Raw genomic sequence first — 25329 nt, forward strand, 5'->3', positions numbered from 1 at the left:
TTCTTATATTGTAATCGAGTTGCGTAATTTTTCAAGCGTCTTTTGACCGATCCCCGAAACCTTCATTAAATCCTCCACCGATTGAAAGCTGCCGTTTTCTTCTCGATAATTAATGATATCTTGGGCTCGTTTCTCACCGATTCCAGATAATTGTTGTAATTGTGTCGCATCTGCTGTGTTAATGTTGATTTTTTCTGTTTCTGCGCTGCTGTTAGTTAGCTGAGGTGAATCTGTTGGCGCAGCTGCTGCTTGCTGCATAGCCGGAACTTCCTCCCCACTTTTTGGCACGTAAACGATCTCCTGATCAGATAAAAGTTTGGCCAAGTTCACTTGGTTTCGATCTGCCTCTTCAGTGAAGCCTCCAGCTTGTTCAATTACATCCATCAGACGCATTCCTTCATTGATACGATACATTCCAGGATGTGCAACGGCTCCTTTTAAATCAACAAACCATTCTGTTTCCACCTGGCTGCTGCTGGCAACGGTGCTGGATTCCTCTGTCGAAAAAAGTATTTCCTCTTGGACAGCTTCCTCTGACGGACGAAAGACAAGCCATAGCAAAACAAACAGCAGTACGCCGGCCGTTGCCAAAAGAACCAGTTTCTTCTGTTGCTGATCAAATTTCACATAATTCCTCCTTTCTACTTTAAAATACGCAAAAAATGAGAAAAATTTTTTGAATTACAAATTTATTCAACAAACAGATTTATTGACAGTCTGGGGTGATTTTCATGATAATCGATTACAGCAACCTCGTATTCTCTAATCGATGACAACCCCTTGAATAAATTATGGTTAGTTGTTTTCTCTTAGAAATAGTAAGTGTAATTTATTTTAGTAAAAGAAGAGGATGAAGGCGGAATGATCAATTATTACCAAATCACTCCAGATAAAGGAATCAAACAGAGTGACGAAGCAACTGGAAACTGGATGTCTTTACAAGATTTATCAGACAATGAGCAGCAGGATATTATTGAAAAATATCACCTGCCTAATGATATCTTTCTAGGCGTAGATCAAGCAGAGGAAGTCTCACGTTTAGAAAGACTTGATGGAACAAAACTAAAAGATGCCTACATATTGGTAATTACCAATTTATCCGCAGAAACAGATGCAAGAATTGAAAAACGCTTAGAACCGTTGATTTTTATTATTTCAGATACTTTACTGATTACTCATGTCAAAAAGAAGTCAGCATTTCTTGAGCGTTTGCTTGAAAAATATAGCGACAAAACAACTAGTCTGGAAAAGTTATGTGCATATGTAATATTGATGGTCTACTCTCATTATATTGCCGAGCTGCTGCGACTTAAGGAGACCATCGATCATTTAGACGAGTCAGCGAGAGAAACGACGCGTAACGATGAGCTATTTCTATTAGCAGATACGGAACGAGATGTGGTTTATATTGATCATACCTTACAAGGTCAAACAAAAACTTTGAAGGCCCTATGGGAAAATACAGATTTTGTTGAAAACCTAAATGATTCTAAGCTGGTTTACGATATTGCTTTCAGGCAGCAGCGAGCAGAACAGCTGATAGCTATTTATCGTGATCTGTTAGAAACAGTCGGCGGATTATTCTCTGACATGATGGATAATAATTTAAACCATTTGATGAAGTACCTAGATTCTGCCGCATTGATCATTTCTATACCAGCACTAGTTACTGGTATTTGGGGAATGAATACTGGGGGAATTCCAGGTGAAGGTTCCAAGCTTGCCTTTTTTGCAGTTTTAGGATTAGCGATACTCCTGTCCATTCTAGCAGGGATTCATTTAAGTAAAAAAGACTATTCAAAGTAAATAAACAATCACTAAAAAGCATTAGCTTCTAGTGATTGTTTGCTTGCTTTTTGTGTAAAATCGTTGTTTGTACTCCTTTAACCCAAATAGCCTGATGATCTGTAATTGGCTTCAAATTCAAAATAGTGCCATACGTTTCAATAATTGCTTCGGCTGCCTTTCCCATTTCCCAATTTTGATAATGGGGAACAACGTAGAAATCAAGCAGATTTAATCCCGCATAGTCTTGTAATTCTGGAGCTTTTTCAACATTATCCATAGCAGCAGAGTACCTAATATCAGGAGCAGCAGCAATTGCCCCAGCTGATTCACCAATATAAAGCTTGCCCTTGTTTACTTCATTAATAATGAGTTGGTCAGCTCCCGATTTTTTTAATTCCTGCAGCAAGAAGAAGGTGTTTCCACCAGCGACATAAATGATTTCATTTTTTTCAAGAGCTGCTTTAATAGAAGCATATGGAGTTATGGTAACATCTACTTCTTCCACCGTTAATCCAAGTTTTTTCAATCGTCGTTTGCCAATTTTAGTGAAAAATCCGAGACGTTCGACTTTACTGGCGGTAGGAATGTAAGTAACAGTTTGGTTAGCTAAATGAGGTTCGACAATATTTAGCAGCTTAGCAACATTCTGAAACATTGACACTAACAACAATCTTCTCATAGTTATCCCTTCCCTTTCCTCTCTCTTATTGTAACAAAGGAATAAAAAAGCAGCTATGGCACTTTGCCATAGCTGCAATCATTTTATTTCATATTTTCCAAATAATCTAAAGCATCTTGGACATTTTTTACAGGGACAATTTTCATGTCGGTGCCAATTTTTTTGGCAGCTGCTTTGGCTTCCTGGTAATTGGTTTTAATATCTGGCTGAACTTTCTTCATTTCATCAGTAATTTCATCATCAGGAGCAAAGAAAACCTTTGTGCCGCTTTCGACGGCACTAGCTACTTTTTTGTCAATGCCGCCAATACGGCCCACCGTGCCGTCTGAACTAATTGTTCCTGTTCCGGCAATTTTCTCACCATGACGGATATCTTTTCCAATAAGCTGTTCATAAATTTCCAGTGTAAACATTAAACCAGCTGAAGGTCCGCCGATATTTCCAGCGTTAATATCGATTGTTTCATCCGATTTTATTTCCGTATGATCGGTTAAAGTAATACCGATTCCTGGCTTTTTATCGCTTGGCAATTCAATCAGTTTTTCAGTAGCCTCTTTGGTTTCACCGTTATGGGTGTAGGTTATAGTAACTTTCTGACCAACCTTTTGACCTTTAACATATTCCATGAATTTTTCACTGCTGGTAAAGCTTTGACCATCAACCTTCGTTACCGTATCCCCTACACTAATTTTATCAGCAAAATTAGAGGTCTTTTCAACGCCTAAAACGTAAACCCCTTTATATTCCAATTCATATGGCTTGTCAGCTAACTTCAAGGCTTGTTCAATCGCTGCATTTTGAGAAGATTCCATATAAAACTGCTGCATTTGCTCATATTCTTCATTGGTAGATCCGCCGGTTAATTCTTCAGCAGAAACCACTTCCTCGAAAGGTTTAAAGTTAGCAACTAATGCGCGAAAGGCTGTTGCTCGTCGAATGCCAACTGAAGTCAAGCTGAAGGAGCCATCCTGTTTGTCCTTTTGATCATTTACAGTAATCAACTGTTTTAAGTCAATCGTCTCACCAGGTTGTTCTACATAATAAGGAATTGGTACAATCATACAAGCAGCAAAGACTAAAATTCCAAAGAGAATTAACAGCTTTTTTATAGGGGCTTTTTTATTTTTCAATTTGTTCACGCTTCTTTTCTAAGGCTTCATAAACAGGTTTAGGAAGATAGTCCTTCACATCCCCATCAAATATTATGATTTCCTTTAATATACTAGAGCTAACATGGCTATATTTTGGTGAAGCAAGTAAGAAGACACTTTCCAGCTGCGAATCCAAATGTTTATTCATGAGAGCAATTTCTTTTTCGTATTCGTAATCTTTTATACTGCGAATACCTCTAAGTAAAAACTTAGCACCTAGATCTTCAGCAACCTCAACCGTCAACTTGCGTGCTTGTGTAATTACTCGAACATTTTCAATATGAGCAACGGATTCCTTGACTAGAGCGAGTCTTTCTTCACCGCTAAATAGACTTTTTTTGCTCGTATTAACAAATACACCAACGATTAGCTCATCAAACAGTTGAGCGCCTCGCTCAATCGTATCCAAATGGCCCATCGTTAACGGATCAAAACTTCCAGGAAAAAGAGCAATTCGCTTCATCTATTCTGCCTCCCAATCATAAATTGTAACGGCACTCAAGCCATAAACCTGACGTTTTCGCTGAAGGAATTGATCAATGTTTTCCGGCAGCTCAATGGTCTTATCTGTCTCGCAAACCACTACAGCTCCAGGAGCTATTAAATCAGCTTGGGCTAAAGCAGTCAATTGTTTGACAATTTCTTGTTCTGCATAAGGAGGATCAAGTAAAATTAAATCAAAGGTAACCTTTTGCTCCGCTAGCTGCTGGATGGCTTTATTGGCCGGCATCTGCATAAGATGAAATCGTTCCGTTTCCTTAGTCATCGCGACATTCTCCTTGATAACGGCCATAGCACGAAAGTTTTTCTCAACTAAAAAGGCCTGATCCATTCCGCGAGAAACGGCCTCGATTGCCAATGAGCCGCTTCCAGCAAAAAGGTCCAACACCATTCCGCCAGAAAAATAAGGCCCAATCATATTAAACATGGCACCTTTTACTTTATCGGTTGTAGGTCGAGTTGTTTTTCCTGGTAAGGTCTTCAATTTTCGACCACCAAATTCTCCTGATACCACTCGCATAGTTGGTTGTCCTTTCTCTTTTCATGTAAGAATCCTCGTTCATCATACTAAATAAAGCTGCTGATTTCTACTAATTTGCAAAGCTGTTATTCATTATAAAAGAAAAAGATGAAAAATGTTTGATCAAATCAGACATTTTTCATCTTTTTTAGACTGTCTCAGCTAATCGAATTTTTGTATTTGCTTCTACTACGTCTAATTCTTCTTCTTCCTTCACCTGGTACGCAGCTTTCGTTCCAATGCGATCCGCAAAATTCATCTCAACATCAGGACGATAGGAGCGTTCAACCTGACGGACAAAGTGAAGTGCCTGCAGTTTCTCTTCTGATTCTTCTAAAACTTCCTCGTTCACATATAAAACCACATATTTCATTTTACGTGATACATAGTGAATCAAGCCATAACGCTTCAACGTTTTTAACTGTTTAAGGGAGTAGACCCACACAACGATTCCGCGTCTTTTTTGTACTGTAAACTCTATATTATCCATGACAATTCCCCTTACAATGATGATTGCCTGTTTCAAAAAAAGGATTCCCGGCATCGACCTTTATCTCTGGTGAAACTGTTTGAGCGAGTCTTTGACTAATCTCATCCAGCAGTGTCTGTAAATCCGTTTCAGCTAGGCGAAATTGGGCAACCTTTTCGTTGAAATCCAACGCACGTTTGGCGCGGCGAGCAGTTCTTTGCTTTTCCAAATAATCAGGGGCGAACTTACCATAATCAGCCACCCGCTCAAAACGTTCCTTTTCTCGCAAAAACGTTTGCTTTAACTGTTTCACTTCTGGACAATTATCCATCTGCTTTTTTGTTGCTACATAATGTGTAAACACCTGACTATTTTTAATACAATCAATCAGGTGGAATGCTTGATCCTCCAAGGAAAATAATGCTTCATCTATAATCAATGTTATTCACTTTCCTCCGTTTGTACTGGTTCCTGTAACAAGACTAGCACATTTTGCTGGTTAAATGCAACGCTTAACTGATAATCAGTCTCTTCAGAAAAGCGATCAGCCCAGCGATCCTGGCTCATCCATTCAAACAAACTAAACCATGAATCAATGACGGGAGAATAGAACAATCCGGCTTCCTGACTGACCAGCTGATTCTTGGCCAATTTTTGAAATTCCTTATCACTTAACATGAAGGAGAAATTTCCAGCTCGGGCTTCTGCCGAAGTGGACCATTCATCCTGACGATCCCTAGACAACACACTTTGAGGCTGATTTAAAAAGCTGTCTAGCATTTTTTTACTATCTTCTGCACTCGCGTCACTGCTAGTAAATGGCGTTAGGTCTTTAAGCGAACGATAAAAATTTACCGCTTCAAGCATTTGTTGTTCCTTTTGATGATTTACCTGTTCCCAGTCGAAATTATTTTCTTGCGCTTGAAACGATAACGGGTTACCGCTGTGAATCTGGTAGGGCATAACCCGCAGCAAGGTTTCGATATTTAGATAGGCTACTGCAAAGAGCTCTTCGTTGCTACCATCAAAAAAAGGAATTGCAAAGGTTCCATTGTCAAAAGCAATTAAAGGTCGGAAACGCATATCGTCCTCAGTCAATTCAATGTCAATTGGCTCATCATTGTAATTGACTGCAAAATTGGATGATAGAGTCATTCGTTCAGCTAAATCACTATTAGACATACCAAAAGTAAAAGGGGCTTCTGTAGTTTCCTTGCCGATAACTTTGATAGCAGCAATCGTTCCATCAACTACATTAACCTGTAATAACCCCCCATCAGTTTGATATGTCCGAACTTCAAATAAGAAGCCGCTAGATTCCACCTTTGAGGGGGATCCTAAATCCGGCTCAATCTCACTAACAGGTAAGCCGATATATTGAGCACACCCTGCTGTGGATATTGTCTCATGTTTGAGGGAATTACGTTTAGCCGGTCGATTGGTAGATTCGACCGGCGTATTCGTGGTATTAGGCGGAAAGAGTATTGGCTGCACATAATACCCGATCAAAACAATGATTAAGATACTAATGAAACCTAAAACTCTTTTCACGTCTAAACACTCCTATTTTTCTTTTACTTCAATTAATAAATCGCCAGAAGAAATACTTTCGCCTTCTTCCACATAAATGTGCTCAACTTCCCCGTCAAAGCGAGCATCAATTGAGGTTTCCATCTTCATAGCTTCAGTCACCATCAGTGGTTGCCCCTTCTCAACATGATCGCCTTTTTTCACTAAGACTTTTAGAACAGATCCAGACATAGTGGCACCAATTTGCTCGCGATTGGTCGGTTCAGCTTTACGTTTCGTTTGTACAGCGCTCTTAATTGAAGAATCCTTTACATTGATTTCACGACGTTGTCCATTTAAGTTGAAGAACAACGTGCGGTTTCCTTCAATGTCCGCTTCACCAATTTCATCTAGACGAATAATCAATATTTTTCCTTTTTCAATTTGAACATTGATTGTTTCACCAAGACGCATACCAGCAAAGAAGGTTGGTGTATCTAATAAAGTTACGTCACCAAACTGGGCATAAGATTTTTGATAGTCCAAGAATACTTGTGGATACATCAAGTAGCTTAACACATCCTTCTTGCTTGGTTCAAATCCTATCAACTCAGCTAATTCAGCTTTTACCTTTTCAAAATCAACAGGTGCTGCTGAAGCCCCTGGACGTTCAGTCAATGCTGGGCGTCCTTGCAGGATAATCTTCTGCAATTTCTCTGGGAAACCACCAACTGGTTGTCCTAGATCCCCTTGGAAGAAGCTAATAACAGAATCTGGGTAGCTCAATTCGTCGCCACGATCATATATATCTTGTTCTGTTAGGTCATTTTGAACCATGAACAAGGCCATATCGCCAACAACTTTAGAGGACGGTGTCACCTTAACAATGTCACCAAACATCATATTAACCATATGATACACTTCTTTAATTTCATCCCAACGATCACCTAGGCCAACTGCTTTAGCTTGCTGTTGTAGATTAGAATATTGTCCCCCAGGCATTTCATGCTGGTACACTTCTGTTTGAGCAGCTACAATACCATTTTCAAAGCCGCTATAATATGGACGAACATCTTCCCAATAATGATTTAACTGACGGACATTCCCTAAGTCAATATCCGGTGTACGACCACCATTTTGTAAAGCATAGTATAAACTACTCATACTTGGTTGGCTAGTTGCACCACTCATAGCACTTATGGCTACATCGACGATATCCACACCAGCTTTAACAGCTGCTGAACAAGTAATGATCCCGTTACCAGCAGTATCATGGGTATGCAAATGAATTGGCAGATCCGTTGCTTCTTTTAATTCACTAATTAGGCGATAAGCAGCCTGTGGTTTCAGGAGTCCAGCCATATCTTTAATCGCAATAATATGTGCTCCAGCACTTTCTAACGATTTTGCCATATCTTTATAATATTGAACATTGTATTTAGGACGACTTGGATCCAAAATATCCCCAGTATAACAAATTGCCGCTTCAGCAATCTTTCCTGCATCACGAACGACTTGAATACTCTTTTCCATTTGCGGAAGCCAGTTCAAGCTGTCGAAAATACGGAAAACATCAATACCATTATTTGCGGCTTCCTTAATAAACTCTTCGATAACATTATCAGGATAATTTGAGTAGCCAACCGCGTTTGAGCCGCGGAACAACATTTGCAGCAAAGTATTTGGCATCGCTTTACGCAATAATTTCAATCGTTTCCACGGATCTTCGCTTAGGAAGCGATAAGCTACATCAAAGGTTGCTCCACCCCACATTTCGCTGGAGAACAATTCTGGTAATGCTTCTCCGGTTGCTTCAGCAATTTTCACGAAATCATTTGTACGAACTCGGGTTGCCAGCAAGCTTTGATGTGCATCACGGAATGTAGTATCAGTAAGCAAAACATTTTCCTGCTGCTTCACCCATTCAGCGACTGCCTCTGGACCTTTAGAATCAAGAATCTGTTTGGCAGTTTCGATGTTCTTAATTTCAAGATTCTTCGGCATACGAGGAGCTTCGAAGAACCGTTTTTCTTGTTTTTCAATTCCTGGGAAGCCGTTTACTGTAATTTCAGAGATATAACGCATGGTTTTATTCCCACGGTCTCTTACTCTTGGAAATTCAAATAATTCTGGTGTGTTGTCAATAAACGTTGTTTTTGCATCCCCGCTTTGGAACACAGGATGGCTGATTACGTTATGCATGAACGGTACGTTAGTTTTCACACCGCGAATACGGAATTCACGCAGACAGCGCTGCATCTTTTGAATTGTTTGATCAAAGGTCAAAGCATGCGTACATACTTTAACTAATAATGAGTCAAAGTGTGGTGTAACCACTGCTCCAGCATAGGCATTCCCTACGTCCAGCCGTACGCCAAAGCCACCTGGAGAGCGATACGTATCAATCTTACCAGTATCAGGCATAAACCCGTTTAAAGGATCCTCAGTAGTTATACGACATTGAATCGCTGAACCATTCATTTTCACATCTTCTTGCTTAGGCAATCCGATATCAGCGTGCAGATCTTGACCTTGAGCAATCAATAATTGCGTCGTAACAATATCAACACCTGTAATCATTTCAGTAATTGTATGTTCTACTTGGACGCGCGGATTTACTTCAATGAAATAGAATCCATCATCTTCAACTAAAAATTCAACTGTTCCAGCATTAATATAACCAACATGCTTCATTAATTGAACTGCTGCATCACAGATTTCTTCCCGTTGTTGATCGCTCAACGAAAGACAAGGGGCAACTTCGACAACCTTTTGGTGACGGCGTTGCACAGAACAATCACGCTCAAATAAATGCAATACATTTCCATGGCTGTCGCCTAATATTTGAACTTCAATATGTTTTGGATTTCCGATGTATTTTTCAACATATACTTCGTCACTGCCGAATGCTGCTTTCGCTTCACTTTTCGCTCGTTCATAGCCTTCACGAGCTTCTTTTTCATCATGAGCAACTCGCATTCCACGGCCGCCGCCGCCTAGAGCTGCTTTAATCATAATTGGATAGCCATGAGATTCACCAAAAGCTAGAATATCTTCGATTGATGCGACTGGACCGTCTGAACCAGGAATCGAAGATATGCCCGCTTCTAAAGCTGCCGTTTTCGCTTTAATTTTATCTCCAAAGATATCTAAGTGATGCAAAGAAGGCCCAACAAAAACAATGCCCTCTTCTTCACAACGTTTCGCGAATTCAAGATTTTCAGATAAAAATCCATATCCCGGATGGATTGCATCTGCCCCAGCCTCTTTTGCGACCCGAATAATGTCTTCGATGTCTAAATACGCATCAATCGGCTTTTTCCCTTCACCCACCAGATAAGCTTCATCTGCTTTAAAGCGATGGACTGAATAAGTATCCTCTTCAGCAAAGATTCCGACTGTTTTAATATTTAATTCGCTGCAAGCACGGAAAATTCTTGTTGCGATTTCACCACGATTGGCCACCAAAACTTTTTTCATTAACTTCACTCCTGACTTTTCAAATATTCATATTCTATTGCGAGCTTTGTCCGTTTCTCGTCTGCACTGATATTCAGCGCAAAAGCAACACCAACAGACAAAACTAATAGGCTGTTTCCGCCTTGACTTAAAAACGGGAAGGTAATCCCAGTCAACGGAATCAAACCTAGCAAACCACCAAGATTAATAAAAACCTGTAATAAAAATAGGCTTCCGATACCAATACAAATCAATGAATTGAATGGTTTCTTCGACCGGATACCCACGAGAAAAATTCGTATAATCATGAAGATCAAAAGACCTAAAATGACCAAGGCACCAATTAACCCGACCTCTTCAGCAACAATTGCAAAGATAAAGTCAGTATGGGCTTCACTTAAAAAGCCCTTCTTTTCAATACTGTTACCTAGTCCGCGACCGAACCAGCCACCATTAAACATGGCATAGTAACCATTAACCAGCTGATGTCCTTGATTCAATTCATCCATGAAAGGATTTTTGAAGACCTCAAAACGGCTAACAATATATTGAAAACGTGATGGAATAATGTATTGACCAAAATGAATCAAAAATTCAATAGCTATAAAGCTTAAGCCTACACCTGCACCACCAATAATCACTGTGTAAAACCAGTTGACCCCACTAGCTAAAAGTAAAACTAAAGCCAATAAAGTGATAATTGCAGCATTCCCCATATCGGGTTGAATGACAACTAGAAGAACCATAAAGAAAACCAAAAGCAGTGGGCGCTTCATATCTCCCCAAAAGTTATCTTGAATTGTATCCTGACGCTTGGACAAGATATAAGACAAATACCAAACCACCATGATCTTCAAATATTCCGCTGGCTGTAGACTAAATCCAAAGAAATTTAGCCAGCCCTTGGCTCCGTTGATCTCTTCACCGATAAAAGGAGTAAGGATTAGCAGAAGAAAAATAATCAAGGTTGAAAATACAATTAACTGCTGACTCTTCAAAACATCGGTCTTCATTTTATACATCAGTGTAATAACAATTAAACTTAACACCCAAAATATCGCCTGATTAGTTACAAAATATGTAGGGTCTGCTCCGCGAACAATCTGGATATAAGAAGTGGAACTATAAACAAAAATCAATCCTACAACCGATAAGATTAAATAGGGAATTAAAATACTATAATCTAAAAAGTGACGTTTCCTTATTTTGGACTTCGGCAAGGATTATGCCTCCTTGCTAGTTTCATTAGTTTCTTGACGGTTCTCGTACAACTCAGTGTACAAGCGATTTAAGTCAGCTTCTAAGTCACTCAACATTTGTTGGCCTTCTCCTTTTTTGAGGATACCAATCCGTTCGGCAAAGAATACTTGACGTGAGAAGCCATACATCTGTGTATCGACAACTTCTTCGAAAGCCTTGCACTGAGAAATACACAAGCTATTGTGTTGGTTTTGAATCAGCAGCTTGATGCGCTTTGCATCATCATTCAATATTTTTATGGCAAAATCAGAAGAAATAGGTTCCATTTTGCTTCCCTCCTATCCTTAGTTTCAATATTATAGCACAGAAAAAATACAAAAAGGAGAAAAAAAGGAGCATCTAAGCTTTAATTAAATTCTTTGTTCGGATTTTGAGTTTTACACAGGCTGAAAATATTACAGGCAGATGACAAACACGAAAAATAGAATGAAAACTCTTAACACCGGCAAAAATTTAAAACGTCCTGTGAAACAAATGCAAAATGTGAAACATGCGTTTTGCAACGAACCATTTTAACAACTATCAGAAGAGTAAACTTGCTTTTCCTCTTTCCTTTTAAGCTACTTTAAGTTAATATTAAAATATGAATTAAACTAACTTAAAGGGAGGGGTTACTATTTTTCAAAAGGAACGACTGCAGATGATTATGCAGACTTTAGAGAAAAAACAGGCATTAAGTTTAAAAGAAATTATTCAGCTGACAGGAGTCTCACGCGATACGGCTCGGCGAGATATCGTTAAACTTGCTGAAAATAACTTGGTCCAGCGCACTTATGGCGGAATTTCTTTGCCTCAATCCTTTAAACGGTTGGATGATTATCTGCAACGCAGCGTTGAAGGTCATGTTGAAAAACAGCAGCTGGCAAAAGTTGCTGGTGAAATGGTTTATGATTCGCAAACTATTTATTTGGATGTGTCCACGACAATTAGTTACATTCCCCAGTATCTAACTGACTCGGAAAACATTCTTGCAGTAACGAATTCTATTGACATTGCAGATCGGTTACTTCGCAACAGTACAAGTAAAACCCGAATGCTTGGAGGTAATTTAGATCGCGAGAAACGATGTGTCAATGGAACACGGCCGCTCATGGAGCTGGAGCAATACACATTCGACATTGCGTTTCTTAGCGTGGTAGGGATTGATTCTAGTGGTGTCTATTATGCTTATGAAGAAGATCTCGACATGAAAAACAAATTACGTGAACAAACTGCTAAATTAGTCTTGCTGGCGGACCATCGAAAGATCAATCAAGCTCACTACTTTAAAGCGTATAGCTGGGATCAAGTCGATATCCTTATAACAAATGAGGCCTTGCCAAAAGAATTGTCGAAGATTTTGGAAAAACAAAAAGTTGAGGTATTTTACTCAGGAGGAAAACCCAATGATTAAAACAGTTTTATTCGATGTAGATGGTACTCTAATTGATACAGAACAAGCGGTTATCCAATCATTTAGAGATACTATGGGAATTGATCCATCAGTTTCTGACGAAGAACTGCACTTCATCTTGGGTATTCCAGGAGTTAAGGTGTTAGAACGTTACAGTGATTCGCGTGAAGAAATTCAAAAGCTTTTAGAGCTTTGGGTAGACAAGCTAGGCAGTTATGGAAAAGACGTTCAGTTATTTCCTGGTATATTCCCCTTGTTGGAACAGCTGCAAGTTCGAGAGTATCAGTTAGGTATTGTAACTTCAAAGCTGCGAACAGATATGGCGAATACTTTAGAAGCTTTTGGATTAAGTAATCTTTTTACTGTAGTCATCACAGCTTCAGATACCGAAAAATATAAACCAAATCCAGAACCTATTCTAAAGGCCCTAGAGCTTATTGACGCTGACCCACAAGAGACAATTTACATTGGCGACTCTATCTACGATTTACAAAGTGCTCAAAACAGTCAAGTTGCCTTTGCTCTAGCTGGTTGGGGAGCGAAAAATCATGAAAAATTCGCTCAAGTCCATCAGTTAGCGGCACCTGAAGACTTAATTTATTATTTAGAGGGATAATTATGTATGCAATTGAACGATTTTTAAACCAGCTTGGAAAAGAAAGCAACACTCTTCTTACCTATCCAGCTATCAATACTGCTGAATATACAGCGTGGGTAGAAAATGATGTCTCAGTGAAGGAATTGCCTTTAAAAGTTTTTACTATTCTATGTAGCCTTTCTCACTTAAGCTACGATGACTTGTTAAAACAATTAGTTAAATATGAATTATTAAGCGAATAAAGGTCTTAGAGAAAATTCTAGGATCTTTTTCTGAGCGTTTAGTTTACATAATATTAGACTGGACAACTAATGTATATCTGTTTATAAAACATTTTTCAGCGATTGAGTCGAAATACAATTACACTTGCTCTTTGGCTTAACGTCAAAAAAAGCATCTAAAGAGTCGTATAACTCTCAAGATGCTTCAAAGTAATCAGTTTATGCTTCTAAAACCTTGTTCTTCTTCGCTGCTTTTTCGCGTTCTGATTTGTTCAAAATTTGTTTACGCAAACGAATGCTTTCAGGCGTAATTTCGCAGTATTCATCATCATTTAAGAATTCCAATGACTCTTCCAATGAAAGAATACGTGGTTTCTTAATTACTGAAGTTTGGTCTTTATTCGCAGAACGAACGTTAGTCATTTGTTTTGCCTTCGTGATGTTTACGCCTAGGTCTTTGTCACGGCTGTTTTCGCCGACGATCATACCTTCATAAACTTCTGTACCAGGTTCAACAAACACTGTTCCCCGTTCTTCTACACTCATGATTGAGTAAGTAGTAGCTTTACCATTATCAACTGAAACCAAGGCACCATTACGACGGCCACCCAAGTTTCCTTGAATTTTTGGCAAGTATTGATCGAAGGTATGGTTCATAATACCGTAGCCGCGAGTCATTGATAAGAATTCAGTTGTGAATCCGATCAAGCAACGTGCAGGTGCCAAGAAAACTAAACGAACTTGACCATTACCAGAATGGATCATGTCTTGCATTTCAGCTTTACGTTGACCTAATGCTTCAATTACACTGCCCATATATTCTTCAGGTGTATCAATTTGAACCAACTCAAAAGGTTCGCAACGTACACCATCAACCATCCGTTCAATAACTTCTGGACGAGATACTTGCAATTCGTATCCTTCACGACGCATGTTTTCGATCATGATTGACAGATGTAATTCACCACGACCAGAAACAACCCAAGCATCTGGAGAGTCTGTTGGTTCAACTCGTAGGGATACATCAGTATGCAATTCAGACATCAAACGTTCTTCAATTTTACGTGAAGTAACGTATTTACCCTCGCGACCGGCAAATGGTGAGTTGTTCGTCAAGAAGGTCATCTGTAAAGTAGGTTCATCAATGTGCAGAATTGGCAAAGCATCTTGATGATCAACTGGTGTAACTGTTTCTCCAACGAAGATATCTTCCATCCCAGATAAGGCAATCAGGTCCCCTGCTTTGGCTTCTTGAACTTCCAAACGTTTCAAACCGAAGAAACCAAAGATCTTAGTTACTCGGAAGTTCTTAACTGAACCGTCTAATTTCAGTAGTGACACTTGGTCACCAACTTTAATCTTACCACGGAAGATACGGCCAATTCCGATACGTCCTACGTAGTCATTGTAATCCAGTAAAGATACTTGGAATTGCAATGGATCTTCGCTGTTGTCAACTGGTGCAGGAATTTTTTCAATAATGGTATCAAATACTGGAACCATTGTTGCTTCCTGATCAGCAGGATCATCGGATAGGCTAGATGTTCCGTTTAAAGCTGAAGCATAAATCACTGGGAAATCCAATTGATCATCATCAGCGCCTAATTCGATAAATAATTCTAATACCTCATCAACAACTGCTTCAGGACGAGCTGAAGGTTTGTCAATTTTGTTTACGACTACGATTGGAATCAAATGCTGTTCCAATGCTTTTTTCAAAACAAAACGTGTTTGAGGCATCGTTCCTTCGTAAGCATCCACAACCAATAACACACCATCAACCATTTTCATGATCCGTTCAACTTCACCACCGAAGTCCGCGTGTCCAGGTGTATCCATGATGTTAATCTTATAGTCTTTGTAGTTTACTGCTGTATTTTTAGCAAGAATGGTAATGCCGCGTTCTTTTTCCAACGCATTAGAGTCCATCGCCCGTTCTTGTAAGCTTACATGGCTATCTAAGGTATCTGATTGTTTCAACATTTCATCCACTAACGTTGTTTTCCCATGGTCAACGTGGGCGATAATGGCAACGTTACGAATATCATCTCTGTATTTCACTATAATTGCTCCTTTTCTTGTAACAAGTCACTCGACAAGCCATTATAGCAGATAATCATGTGAATTGTTAGTAAAACATTTTCATTTTTTCAGAAAACTAATATTTCTTAATCTTTGTATGCTTTTGCCTGCTCCATAGCAGCCGGTGTGAGTCCCATAAAGTACTCTCGACCAGAAAAACTTAATGGCTGAAAATCAACGCCACAGGTCGGCATACCAAACTGATCCATCATCACTTTACCAGCGGCGTAATCCCATGGACTCAAGCTGCTGAGATAACCGATTTGCGTGCCCTTCAATATCGCAATAAAATCTAAGCCGGCACAACCCAATACTCGCACTCCCATTGTACGTACACCTATATCTTTAGTGTAATGGTAGTTATTCGTATAGACTGGCATACCTACTCCTAATAACCCTTCTTCCAGCTGCTTGTTTTTCGGTGGCTGCAGCTGCTGCTTGTTGTGATAGACAGCATTGACTTTGGGACCGCCCCAATAAAGATCATCCCGCATCACGTCATAGATGAAGCCTAATTGCCCTACCCCATCCTCATAGACAGCAATCATAATGCAGAAATTTTCCTTTTGATAGACAAAATTCAATGTTCCGTCAATTGGATCAATCACAAATACCCTGCCTTGATCAATTGGTGTCGTATCCTGACCATTTTCTTCACCTAAAATTTTTGCACTAGGATCAAAGGCTTTAATCTTACTGACTAAAAAATCTTGAATTTCTTTATCAACATTGGTAACAATATCTGTTCTACCTGATTTATGAACCACTTGTAGAGCATCCTGCTTCAACGCAGCTTTGATTTTAGCTCCTGCTTCATAAATCCAGTCGATAATTTCTTTTTCCATATTTATCCTCCTTATTATTGCGATTATTGCGCTTTTCTCACGTTTTCTTCAGCCAAATGCCTCTTCGTTCAATAAATTTCACTGAACAAGCTGCATATCTAGTTCATTTTCAATCTTTTTTTCGCTTCTTTTTTTGCTGCCTGGACGGTTCGATACAATGAATACCCGCTGGCAGCTTCGAATTCACGACCAATACGTTTTTCCTCGCCAATGCTGCGAATCACCTGCTTAAACTTTTGATAGCCCTCTAAAAAAACCTGTGTTTCTACACCACTCTCATTGGCTTGTTCTACCAAATTAAGAAAATTGATCACCGTAATCATTTCTTCACGACTCCACTCAGGATCGATTGGGTAACTATAATTATCCAATTTCTTCACTCCATTCTTTTTTAGTTTACCATAAATTGATTAACTAATCCCTTATTTAAACAGGCAAAAAGACCTTAACCAAATGATGGTTAAGGTCTTTTGATTCAAGTTATAAAAAAAGTTTCACTAGTCAGTTTATATACCTATTTTACTGGTTAGAAAGAAACAACACTGTCAAGAGTTGGAATTTCCTGCGAAATAGATTCAAAAACTTTAGCCGCTCGCTCAGTCTGCATAAATTTACAGAAGACAGGATCTAAAGAGTAGCCTTGTCCCCATTTAGTAACCAAGGTTTCATCCTCATACCCGGCATGTTGAAGCTTTGTTTTAATCCTCGCAGCAATACAAGACAACTGTGAACGATTTGAACTTGTTTCACCATCACGCCATAAAAATTGGCAAATTTCAGTTCTTGATAGAGTTTTTCCTTGTGCTTGCAACAAAAGAGCAAAAACTTTCTTTTCATTTTTAGAGAATCGTACATTGTTTAGTACATGCTGGAATGGTCCTTCTTCTGCCAAGCGAATAGGTCGATTAGAACGTTGCGCATTTCTAAAGAAATTATTTTGTAGCAGCACCAATTTTTCCCGGATCATTGTATTAGAAAGAGATTTGTTCAACCAACCGCCAATAGCTGCTTCCTTTAAGGAAACTTGGTCCTCCGAAGAATAAGCATTATCAGTTAATCGAATAACTAGATTGTTGTCCGTATTCACCAAAGCTACTACATCAGCAGCTTCTGAATCTGTAATTGTCTCACTTAGCAAGATCGTTGGAAAGTAGGAAAAGATATTATGATTCCGATTACTTTGATAAATGTCGCTGGAACAAAATACTTCATAGTTTAATAATTGCAATTGTGTTTGGAATTTTTGTTCAGCTAAAATGTTTTTTGTGAGAATCAAGATCTTGTTCACACATTCACGCTCCTTATTGTCCTTAAATGTCAAATAAAATGTTCTTACTCCATCGAGTAAAAATCTAAAGTATACTTTATTTTATTTTTTTTACAATCAGATTAAAACAGCCCATGAAAACGATAAGAATAAAAAAGTATTTTTGACATAAATAACGACATAGGATTTCTAGATATAAATCTAAAGGAATTACGTATATCTAAAAAACTCTAATCTTACAAACAAAAAATTATACATTGGCGAAATACGAAAAATAATTATCGTTATTTTAACACTGTATCAGTAACAACGATTTTAATTTACCTTTTTATTTAATGATTTTTCAAGTTTGCGAATAAATAGAATAAGTTATACCATTTAACACTGTAGATAATAAAAGCAGTGTTTTTTTATGTTGATATGTGAACCGTTACTTTCACAACAAAAAAGGAGATTCCCTGATCTCCTTTAAGGTTCCGCAGCAACGCTATTCTATTAACTTTTAAAAATAGATGGTTAAATTAATCCGAATAGATTCCATAATGGATACATGACCAGAATAAAACCCAGAAGCATCAGTACCGCCTTCAATGTCATTTGCTTGACGAATTCTTTCATAGGCATCATTCCATATCCATACATGATTAGATTCCCTGCTGACTCATAAGGTAAAAAGAGAAGCTCGCAAGAATACAATAGACACATACAAGCTGCAATCGGATTAATCCCCAAAGTAGCTGCAATCTGAACAAAGGGAAGTGCCAGTCCACCCAACATGGCATAAGGTGTCATAAAGAAATTGGCGATAGTTCCCATCAGAATAAAGGCTACACATACAAACAGCGTACTTTTTCCTGCCAGTACGGGGACAGCAATAGCTGTTAAAAAATTACCGAAGCCAACTTCCGCTCCTACGATGCCAATACCGAGACAAGCCGATACAAAGAACACCATGGAATAGTTTAATCTGCTCAAAGACTCTGGCTCGCCAATTCCAATTCGAGGAAGAAACATCAAGAAAGGAATAGCCATAAAACCATAAGCTGCCGGCAGGCCGATAAAGCTTGAAGCACACAAGTAAGCCAGCAAAAGAACGATCATGACAACCGCTTTCTTTTCCTTTATCGACATGTCCCCCAGCATACGATATTTTTCGTCAAATAGTTCCTTGTTGGCGTTGATTTTTAAATTCTTTGTATCGTAAACCTTCATCAAAATCAAAATACTGGCTACACACACTACAATAAAAAAGCCATTATACTTCAATGAAGTAAACATTGACATCGTATAATTAGGGATCAGCTCACGAATCGCTACCTCCAGCATAGAAAAATAGCCTGGATAATAAAGACAAACGGTGCAGCCAGTCGCCCCGATAGTGCCAGCAAAACAGACCAGCGAGGCCTCTTTTGACGGTTTCATATCCATGGCTTTACACACGCCAAAAACTAAAGCACTGGCAACTAACCAACCATTACAAAAGGTGATCAGATTCAAGATAATTCCAATAAAGAAGCAGCCGAAAACAGCTCCTGCATACGTACCGCCACACAAGCGAATCACATAGTAAGCAATTCGAGTAAGCAAGCCGGTTTCATCCAGAATATTACTAAAAATTAAACCGCCTAATACCATCCAAACCGTCGTACTAGTCCAAGACCCAAATGCTATTTCAGCTGGAACCAGCCCACTAATTAAGTATAGTGACGGAAGAAGTATAGCTGAAATTAGTCTGGGCAAAAGCTCCATAGCTATGATTAGAATGACAAAAATCGTAATTACAAGAAACTCTTTCAGGCTTGGTGTAAAGGCATCTGAAATTGGAATAAAGGCGATCAGCGCCGGGATCGCCAAGCAGACGATCCATCCCATTAAACTCTTTTTATTTACGTTAATTACACTAATATCCATTCTCTTTTCCCTCAATCACTAATCAATCTATCAGCGACCTTCTATAAAGCTTTTTTGTACAACTCAATGATGTCCTTTACAGTTGTAGCTCTTGGGTTTACTGCAACATTAGGGCTCTTCATAGCATCCTCTGCCATCTCTTCAATTTTATCTTCCGTAACCCCCATTTCCGAAAGGGTTTTAGGAATACCAATTTCTTCATTTAGTCTTTGGAGTTCTTCTACCAGCATGTGAGGATCAAAATTTTGTGCTGGTTCGGCTTTTCTATTAATAAAATTATAGATTTTTTCGTAACGCCCACGATCCGCCAGAGCATTGTATTCCATCACCGTTGGTAAAAGAATCGCATTCGCCACCCCGTGTGCAATGTGGAAATGCGCACTTAATGGGTGACTCATCGCATGAACATTTCCTAATTTAGCCCAGGCAAAGGCAATACCAGCAAAGGTTGAACCTGACATCATTGCACAGGCGGCTTCCTCGTCTTGTCGATTCGCAACAAACTGACGTAGATTGCCCCCGATTAAGCTCATTGCCTTTTCTGCCATGGCATCAGTAAATGGCGAAGCATTCTTCGAAATATAAGCTTCCATCGCATGAATCAGTGCATCAATACCACAAGAAGCTGCAATCGATGCTGGTGCAGTCATAATCATCTCCGGATCTAACACGGCATATTTCGGCAGCATTTCATAGCTGATAACTGACATTTTGTAATTTCTTGATTCATCAGTAATCACAGCAGAAGCTGTTACTTCGCTGCCGGAGCCGGCAGTTGTCGGAATAGCGACAATCGGTACAACCGGTCCCGGAACCTTATGCAGCCCCTCGTAATCAGTGATTTCACCACCATACTTAGCTAAAACACCTGTTGCTTTTGCCACATCCATTGAGCTGCCGCCCCCTAAAGCAACAATGCTGGTAGCTCCGCATTCCTTATACAGCTTGGTTGATTCATTTACGACCTCAACAGTTGGGTTTGGTACTGTGCCTAGATAAGTAGTGCACTTAATTCCACCAGCCTCAATGATTTTCTGAATCTTTTTAACTACACCTAAACTCTCTAAGCCCCGATCAGAAATCAGAAATACATCCTGTGACTGATTTTCCTTTAATATGTCCGGCAGCTTCTTCAAGCTTCCCATGCCAAATTCAATACTTTGAGGTATTTTAAATGTAAAATCTTTCATATTCTGTGTCCCTCTCCATCTCTAGATTACGGATAACAAGCTAGTAACCAGCATATTTCCGCCGACAAATAGCAATACAACATAGACAATTTGTAAAAATTGTTCGCGATTGATTCGTTTTAGAAAGCCCATTCCCAAGAAAAAGCCGATTGCAGCCATTGGGAGACCGATTGCCAAAGCGCTCCACATATATGGGGTAAATGCGCCATTTCTGTATTGAGTAAAGGCATTCCATGTATTTAAAATCACCCAGACCATGTTCATCGTATTGCGGAATTTTTCTTTGTCTTGAACGGCTTCAATCGTGTAAACAGTGATTAAGGGGCCGCCGATTGTAAAAGCACCATGAACGATGCCGCCAAGGATCAGACAGCCGTATCGGAAAATTTTTTTAGCTGGCGTGTCTACTGCTTCTGCTACTACGGTTTCTTTTGATATCCGTGGCTTTACAATATATTTGTAAACATTCATTAAAGCAATTAACGTTACCATTAGACCGATTCCGATTTTCGCTGTGGTCGGACTAATAGCATAAAACAAATAATTTCCGACTAGAATCCCTGGTAAACATAAAGCTAAGATCTTAGCCAAATCTTTCCAAGAAACATCTTTAAAAGCCCGAATACCTAAATAGTAAAGAAACGGCAAGGTAATCAACGTTCCATAAGGCACTCCTACTTCAGTTCCCAATAACCCATTGGTAACGGCTGCCGCAATCACGGTACAGCCGAAACCAGTACACCCCTGTACGAAAAATCCAATTACCTGCATCAACGCAACCAAGATAAAGTTAATTTCGAAGCTCAACATTCCCACCTACTCCCATTTTATTAGAAACTCAATTCTGTTCGTTGGATCAAATCCTTTTGTAATGGTTTGCCAAGTTCAACGAAGTAGGCACTGTATCCGGCAACACGTACCAGCATGTCTCTATAATCCTCCGGTTTCTTTTGCGCTGCTCGCATTGTCGCGGAGCTCATGATATTAAATTGAACATGCATCAGCTGCTTGACCATATAAGCATCCACAAAGCTGATTAGATTATTCCTACCTTCGACTCCAGCCACTGCTTCTTCAGGAAAACGCAGATTCATTAATGTTCCGTTGGTAGCTAAGCTATGATCAACCTTCGCCAAAGAGTTCACTAGCGCCGTGGGTCCTGCAATATCGTGCGACCCAGCATCTGTATGGACCGGACCCATATTATCCGAGATCGCTTCACCTTTTTTACGACCATCAACGGAAGCATTCGTGTTCATTCCCATCGCCACATTGGCATTTACTGAATAAACACCTGGGCTAAATTCTCCACCTCGTGGATTTTTACGACCACTAATATGTCGGCAATAACACTCGAACATAAATTTAAATAATTCGTCAGCGTAATCATCATCATTTCCGTAATGATGTACTTTTGAACTATTGACTAAGGCATAAAGAACTTCATGACCTTTCCAGTTGTCCTTAACTGCCTGTAAAAGCTCAGATCCAGTGTACCGTTTTTCCTCAAATACTAACTGCTTAATTGCTGATAACGAATCTGCACAGGTAGCCATACCGCTTGCTTGCGGTCCTGTACCATTATATTTTGCTCCTCCTTCAGTCAAATCCTTCCCTGACTCTAAGCAATCCTCAAAAAAGGCTGAAACATAAGGAAGCGGTTTAAGTTCTCTATGAACTGTATCAATAATATTCAAGCTGCTGCACATTTGATCGGTCCAATACTCAAATTGCTGGTCAACACTCTCTAACACTTCATCAAAGCTTTGATAAGTATCTAAACTGCCGGTATCCGGTCCCAGTTGCTTCCCTGTGTTTAAACTACGACCGCCATTTACTACCATTTCCATCATTTTTGGTGTATTCACATATGCTGCATCATGCCAGCCATACTCTTTGCCAGGCAAGCTTATTTCAACGCAGCCGACCACACAGTAATCTCTTGCTTCTTCCAGAGTCATTCCTTTGCGCATCATTCCTTTAATTGTTGGTGTATCGTTAAACAATTTCGGATGACCATAGCCTGCTCGAATGCATTCGATGGTTTTTACTTTTAGCTCGTAAGGCGTGTGTTCATGCATCCTCACACAAACCCATGGGTTCATCATACGAGTATGAGCAGAAGCTTCCAGCATCAGCATAGTCAAATCATTAGTGGCATCATTTCCGTTCCGGTCTACTCCACCAATAGTCAGACTCTCTCCACCGAAGCCTCGGCCATTACGTAGAGCCATACTCCCTTTATCTTTTAGTTTCGTAGGATTGTTCATTTTTACATAAACAACCTCAAGCAATTCTAAAATAAATTCTTTAGAGACAGTGCCTTTTTTCATATCCGCTTCATAGTAAGGCTTCAACCATTGATCCATGCGGCCGTATGAAATTGAGTGTCCATTACTTTCCACTTGAATCAAAGTAGTCGCAATATTAAACAGCTGCAGTGCCTGCCAAAAAGTTTGCGGAGCTCCGTCCGCGATTTGATAACAGTTCACTGCCATCTCCTTAAGCTCCAGCTTACGCGTCGGATCCTCTGTGGTTTTCGCTTGGTCTTCTGCTAGTACGGCATAACGTTTAATGTATTTTCTGGCAGCCTCATGCATAATAATCATAGCCTTATAGAAATCACGTTTTTCGCCATATTCGGGGTCACGTTTGCTTAGCTTAGCCAAACGAGCTTTGGCTTCTTCAATTAAGCCGATATAGCCAACACGCATCAGCTTCGCGTAGTCAATTGCCAAATGTCCAGCTCCTGCATAATGATAAAGATTGGTTTGGAAAATCTTTTCTCCAACCTCGGAGCCTTTTGTTTGGTCCTCATCCAATTTAACATTGACCAAATCATCAACAGTTTTTCCCTTCCACCAAGCGCAAAGCTCGAGAATTTCATTTCGTTCTTCCTCGTTGCGAATATAGAATTGATCATTGGGCCGCTCTTCAAAAGGCGAATGCAGAATCTCGTCAATGATCCAGTTAACAGAAAATTCTGGATAAATGGGCGAAGCTTTGGCTGGTGCCGCAATTTCTCCCAGTATCAAATCTTCATCATAAATGTACAAGGTGGAATTTAGTAAAACATTTTCAAAGGCATACGCGCATTTTAATTTGCGTGAGCATGTCTCATGTGTTTGATAAGCTTCTGTAACTAATCTTAGCCGCTCTACATCCACCTCATAAGGTCGATCCAAAAAAGTTTCTCTTAACTGATTTACGCGAGGAAACGGTGACCAATCCTCGTGGTGAACCTGATATCCGATACTATAGGTTTTATTATAGGGCTCCGTTCCAACTGCTGTGGTTTGCTTGATACTCATTTATAAAATCCTCCTTCAATAAATAAACAGATTTATTCCTGCTCCTTAGTTCCGACTAAACAATGAATGCCACGGGTATTAAAGTAATCAGCAATTTTACTCACTTTTTTCTGGAAAGACTTTCGTCTAATCTTGACCCCCTTCATACCATAGGGAATCCCTAATGCTTGATATTTTTCCTCTCCTAGTCGCATAAAGCTCAAGAGCTGCAGTGTTCGAACACGACCGCCTAATTCATTTAAAATAAAATCTGCGGTTGCTTCAATGTTTTCCTGATCATCATTGACCTCTGGAATAACCGGAATACGAAGAATCAATTCCCGTTCTAAATCAGTCAGTTTTTTTAAATTTTCTAAAATTCGATTGTTGCGGACACCAGTATGCTTTTGATGAAGCCTGCTGTCCATATGCTTAATGTCTGAAATCCAAATATCTGTATAAGGTAAAAGCTTTTCCACCTCTCGCCAATTCCCGTAAAAAGTCGTCTCAAAACAGGTTTGAATGCCTTCTGTCTTACAAGCTGCAAACAGCTCAGCTACAAAATCACTCTGCAATAATGCCTCTCCACCTGAAACTGTCACTCCTCCCCCGGATTGTTCATAATATTCTCGATCTTTGCGAATGATTTCCATGCATTCTTCCACAGACATCTCTTTTCCCCACTGCTTAATGGCATCGGCTGGACAAACTTCAGCATAGATTGAACAATCAGAACATTGCCTGTTTTCTATTTCTACCAATTTACCCCGATGAAACTGAAGATCAGCTTTCTGATCGCTTACACCTTCACAAAGTCCACATTTTTTCTGGGAAATACATTTTGATTTGTAAACGCCCAGCTCGATTTTTGTTGACCAGCTTTCGGGATTTCCACACCATTCACAGCGCATTGGACAACCCTTTAAAAACAGTTCTGTTCGGAGTCCTGGCCCATCGTGGAGGGTAAATCTCTGAATGTCAAAAACGACTCCTTGCTGAGACATAGCTTCCCTTCTCTCCATCCGTTCTAAGAATCTTTAACTTGCTCAAAGTTTAACAAAATTGAAGTTTTAACATAAGTGGGCATCAGGGTTATTTCATATAGGGAATGTTCCCTATTCTTTCTACAATTTATCGAAAACGATCTCAAAAATAGACCACGAAAAAGAGCCTTAGACATTTGTCTAGGCTCTACG

The 25329-nt window shown here is 39.5% G+C and carries 24 protein-coding genes; 4 read left to right on the top strand and 20 right to left on the bottom strand.

Annotation, left to right across the window (positions count from 1 at the left end; genetic code table 11):
- Nucleotides 1-3 precede the first annotated feature (3 nt).
- Nucleotides 4-627, bottom strand: a complete 624-nt coding sequence (locus tag I588_RS20625; protein ID WP_010758950.1) for a helix-hairpin-helix domain-containing protein — start codon at nt 625-627, stop codon at nt 4-6.
- Nucleotides 628-861: 234 nt separating this feature from the next.
- On the opposite strand from I588_RS20625, the gene I588_RS20630 reads away from it, so the two are divergent.
- On the top strand, nt 862-1806 hold the full coding sequence (locus I588_RS20630; RefSeq protein ID WP_010758949.1) for a magnesium transporter CorA family protein: 945 nt from the start codon (nt 862-864) through the stop codon (nt 1804-1806).
- Between the two features lie 28 nt (nt 1807-1834).
- Here I588_RS20630 and I588_RS20635 read toward each other — a convergent pair whose 3' ends face one another.
- The 10 genes from I588_RS20635 to I588_RS20680 form a co-directional block, all read right to left on the bottom strand.
- The gene (locus I588_RS20635) at nt 1835-2467 is read right to left on the bottom strand and encodes a Type 1 glutamine amidotransferase-like domain-containing protein (protein WP_010758948.1); all 633 of its coding nucleotides are present in this window, start codon (nt 2465-2467) and stop codon (nt 1835-1837) included.
- A gap of 83 nt (nt 2468-2550) precedes the next feature.
- Entirely contained in the window at nt 2551-3597 is a 1047-nt protein-coding gene (locus I588_RS20640) for a SepM family pheromone-processing serine protease (RefSeq protein ID WP_010758947.1), read from the bottom strand.
- Nucleotides 3587-4081: a pantetheine-phosphate adenylyltransferase gene (coaD, locus tag I588_RS20645; RefSeq protein WP_010758946.1), complete on the bottom strand. Its 495-nt coding sequence runs from the start codon at nt 4079-4081 to the stop codon at nt 3587-3589. The genes I588_RS20640 and coaD overlap by 11 nt, the downstream gene beginning before the upstream one ends.
- Nucleotides 4082-4639 carry a 16S rRNA (guanine(966)-N(2))-methyltransferase RsmD gene (gene rsmD, locus I588_RS20650; RefSeq protein WP_010758945.1) on the bottom strand — a complete coding sequence of 186 codons (558 nt, stop codon included), beginning with the start codon at nt 4637-4639 and terminating at the stop codon, nt 4082-4084. It abuts the gene before it with no gap.
- Between the two features lie 148 nt (nt 4640-4787).
- Nucleotides 4788-5129: a YlbG family protein gene (locus tag I588_RS20655; RefSeq protein ID WP_034694276.1), complete on the bottom strand. Its 342-nt coding sequence runs from the start codon at nt 5127-5129 to the stop codon at nt 4788-4790.
- Nucleotides 5122-5547, bottom strand: coding sequence for a YlbF/YmcA family competence regulator (locus tag I588_RS20660; protein ID WP_010758943.1), 426 nt, complete (start codon nt 5545-5547; stop codon nt 5122-5124). The genes I588_RS20655 and I588_RS20660 overlap by 8 nt, the downstream gene beginning before the upstream one ends.
- A 2-nt stretch (nt 5548-5549) precedes the next feature.
- On the bottom strand, nt 5550-6659 hold the full coding sequence (locus tag I588_RS20665; RefSeq protein WP_010758942.1) for a CAP-associated domain-containing protein: 1110 nt from the start codon (nt 6657-6659) through the stop codon (nt 5550-5552).
- Between the two features lie 12 nt (nt 6660-6671).
- Nucleotides 6672-10097 (bottom strand): pyruvate carboxylase, encoded by a 3426-nt coding sequence (locus I588_RS20670; protein WP_010758941.1) that lies wholly within the window; start codon nt 10095-10097, stop codon nt 6672-6674.
- 5 nt (nt 10098-10102) lie between these two features.
- On the bottom strand, nt 10103-11296 hold the full coding sequence (locus I588_RS20675) for an FtsW/RodA/SpoVE family cell cycle protein (RefSeq protein WP_010758940.1): 1194 nt from the start codon (nt 11294-11296) through the stop codon (nt 10103-10105).
- Nucleotides 11297-11299: 3 nt separating this feature from the next.
- Nucleotides 11300-11602: a DUF1507 family protein gene (locus tag I588_RS20680; RefSeq protein ID WP_010758939.1), complete on the bottom strand. Its 303-nt coding sequence runs from the start codon at nt 11600-11602 to the stop codon at nt 11300-11302.
- A 374-nt stretch (nt 11603-11976) separates the two neighbouring features.
- Between I588_RS20680 and I588_RS20685 the strand changes: the two genes are divergently transcribed.
- The 3 genes from I588_RS20685 to I588_RS20695 are packed head-to-tail and all read left to right on the top strand — an operon-like array spanning nt 11977 to nt 13569.
- The gene (locus I588_RS20685) at nt 11977-12729 is read left to right on the top strand and encodes a DeoR/GlpR family DNA-binding transcription regulator (RefSeq protein ID WP_010758938.1); all 753 of its coding nucleotides are present in this window, start codon (nt 11977-11979) and stop codon (nt 12727-12729) included.
- A complete protein-coding gene (locus I588_RS20690; protein ID WP_010758937.1) occupies nt 12722-13345 on the top strand; it encodes an HAD family hydrolase in 624 nt (207 codons plus the stop codon). Before I588_RS20685 ends, I588_RS20690 begins: the two co-directional genes overlap by 8 nt.
- 2 nt (nt 13346-13347) lie before the next feature.
- Nucleotides 13348-13569, top strand: coding sequence for a hypothetical protein (locus I588_RS20695; RefSeq protein WP_010758936.1), 222 nt, complete (start codon nt 13348-13350; stop codon nt 13567-13569).
- Nucleotides 13570-13767: 198 nt separating this feature from the next.
- Here I588_RS20695 and typA read toward each other — a convergent pair whose 3' ends face one another.
- The 9 genes from typA to hpfH form a co-directional block, all read right to left on the bottom strand.
- A complete protein-coding gene (gene typA / locus I588_RS20700; protein ID WP_010758935.1) occupies nt 13768-15609 on the bottom strand; it encodes a translational GTPase TypA in 1842 nt (613 codons plus the stop codon).
- A gap of 107 nt (nt 15610-15716) precedes the next feature.
- A complete protein-coding gene (locus tag I588_RS20705) occupies nt 15717-16475 on the bottom strand; it encodes an inositol monophosphatase family protein (RefSeq protein ID WP_010758934.1) in 759 nt (252 codons plus the stop codon).
- A 98-nt stretch (nt 16476-16573) separates the two neighbouring features.
- Entirely contained in the window at nt 16574-16846 is a 273-nt protein-coding gene (locus tag I588_RS20710; RefSeq protein ID WP_010758933.1) for a UPF0223 family protein, read from the bottom strand.
- Between the two features lie 155 nt (nt 16847-17001).
- Complete coding sequence (locus tag I588_RS20715; protein WP_010758932.1) at nt 17002-17763, bottom strand: helix-turn-helix domain-containing protein; 762 nt, start codon at nt 17761-17763, stop codon at nt 17002-17004.
- Between the two features lie 495 nt (nt 17764-18258).
- The gene (locus I588_RS20720; RefSeq protein WP_010758931.1) at nt 18259-19653 is read right to left on the bottom strand and encodes an SLC13 family permease; all 1395 of its coding nucleotides are present in this window, start codon (nt 19651-19653) and stop codon (nt 18259-18261) included.
- A gap of 41 nt (nt 19654-19694) precedes the next feature.
- Nucleotides 19695-20843 carry an iron-containing alcohol dehydrogenase gene (locus I588_RS20725; RefSeq protein ID WP_010758930.1) on the bottom strand — a complete coding sequence of 383 codons (1149 nt, stop codon included), beginning with the start codon at nt 20841-20843 and terminating at the stop codon, nt 19695-19697.
- A gap of 21 nt (nt 20844-20864) precedes the next feature.
- Complete coding sequence (locus tag I588_RS20730) at nt 20865-21653, bottom strand: sulfite exporter TauE/SafE family protein (RefSeq protein WP_010758929.1); 789 nt, start codon at nt 21651-21653, stop codon at nt 20865-20867.
- A gap of 20 nt (nt 21654-21673) precedes the next feature.
- A complete protein-coding gene (gene hpfG, locus I588_RS20735) occupies nt 21674-24154 on the bottom strand; it encodes a (2S)-3-sulfopropanediol dehydratase (protein WP_010758928.1) in 2481 nt (826 codons plus the stop codon).
- A 32-nt stretch (nt 24155-24186) separates the two neighbouring features.
- A complete protein-coding gene (gene hpfH, locus I588_RS20740; RefSeq protein ID WP_010758927.1) occupies nt 24187-25137 on the bottom strand; it encodes a (2S)-3-sulfopropanediol dehydratase activating enzyme in 951 nt (316 codons plus the stop codon).
- Nucleotides 25138-25329 lie beyond the last annotated feature (192 nt).

It is taken from the genome of Enterococcus pallens ATCC BAA-351 (assembly GCF_000407485.1).
Taxonomy (GTDB): Bacteria; Bacillota; Bacilli; order Lactobacillales; family Enterococcaceae; genus Enterococcus_A; species Enterococcus_A pallens.

Bases quoted from the DNA above. Each gene is read 5' to 3' on its own strand.
- hpfG (WP_010758928.1), bottom strand. From the start codon at position 24,154: ATGAGTATCAAGCAAACCACAGCAGTTGGAACGGAGCCCTATAATAAA.
- I588_RS20730 (WP_010758929.1), bottom strand. From the start codon at position 21,653: ATGTTGAGCTTCGAAATTAACTTTATCTTGGTTGCGTTGATGCAGGTA.
- I588_RS20635 (WP_010758948.1), bottom strand. From the start codon at position 2,467: ATGAGAAGATTGTTGTTAGTGTCAATGTTTCAGAATGTTGCTAAGCTG.
- I588_RS20690 (WP_010758937.1), top strand. From the start codon at position 12,722: ATGATTAAAACAGTTTTATTCGATGTAGATGGTACTCTAATTGATACA.
- rsmD (WP_010758945.1), bottom strand. From the start codon at position 4,639: ATGCGAGTGGTATCAGGAGAATTTGGTGGTCGAAAATTGAAGACCTTA.
- I588_RS20720 (WP_010758931.1), bottom strand. From the start codon at position 19,653: ATGGATATTAGTGTAATTAACGTAAATAAAAAGAGTTTAATGGGATGG.
- I588_RS20725 (WP_010758930.1), bottom strand. From the start codon at position 20,843: ATGAAAGATTTTACATTTAAAATACCTCAAAGTATTGAATTTGGCATG.
- I588_RS20685 (WP_010758938.1), top strand. From the start codon at position 11,977: ATGATTATGCAGACTTTAGAGAAAAAACAGGCATTAAGTTTAAAAGAA.
- I588_RS20680 (WP_010758939.1), bottom strand. From the start codon at position 11,602: ATGGAACCTATTTCTTCTGATTTTGCCATAAAAATATTGAATGATGAT.
- I588_RS20705 (WP_010758934.1), bottom strand. From the start codon at position 16,475: ATGGAAAAAGAAATTATCGACTGGATTTATGAAGCAGGAGCTAAAATC.
- hpfH (WP_010758927.1), bottom strand. From the start codon at position 25,137: ATGTCTCAGCAAGGAGTCGTTTTTGACATTCAGAGATTTACCCTCCAC.
- I588_RS20630 (WP_010758949.1), top strand. From the start codon at position 862: ATGATCAATTATTACCAAATCACTCCAGATAAAGGAATCAAACAGAGT.
- I588_RS20695 (WP_010758936.1), top strand. From the start codon at position 13,348: ATGTATGCAATTGAACGATTTTTAAACCAGCTTGGAAAAGAAAGCAAC.
- I588_RS20670 (WP_010758941.1), bottom strand. From the start codon at position 10,097: ATGAAAAAAGTTTTGGTGGCCAATCGTGGTGAAATCGCAACAAGAATT.
- I588_RS20655 (WP_034694276.1), bottom strand. From the start codon at position 5,129: ATGGATAATATAGAGTTTACAGTACAAAAAAGACGCGGAATCGTTGTG.
- coaD (WP_010758946.1), bottom strand. From the start codon at position 4,081: ATGAAGCGAATTGCTCTTTTTCCTGGAAGTTTTGATCCGTTAACGATG.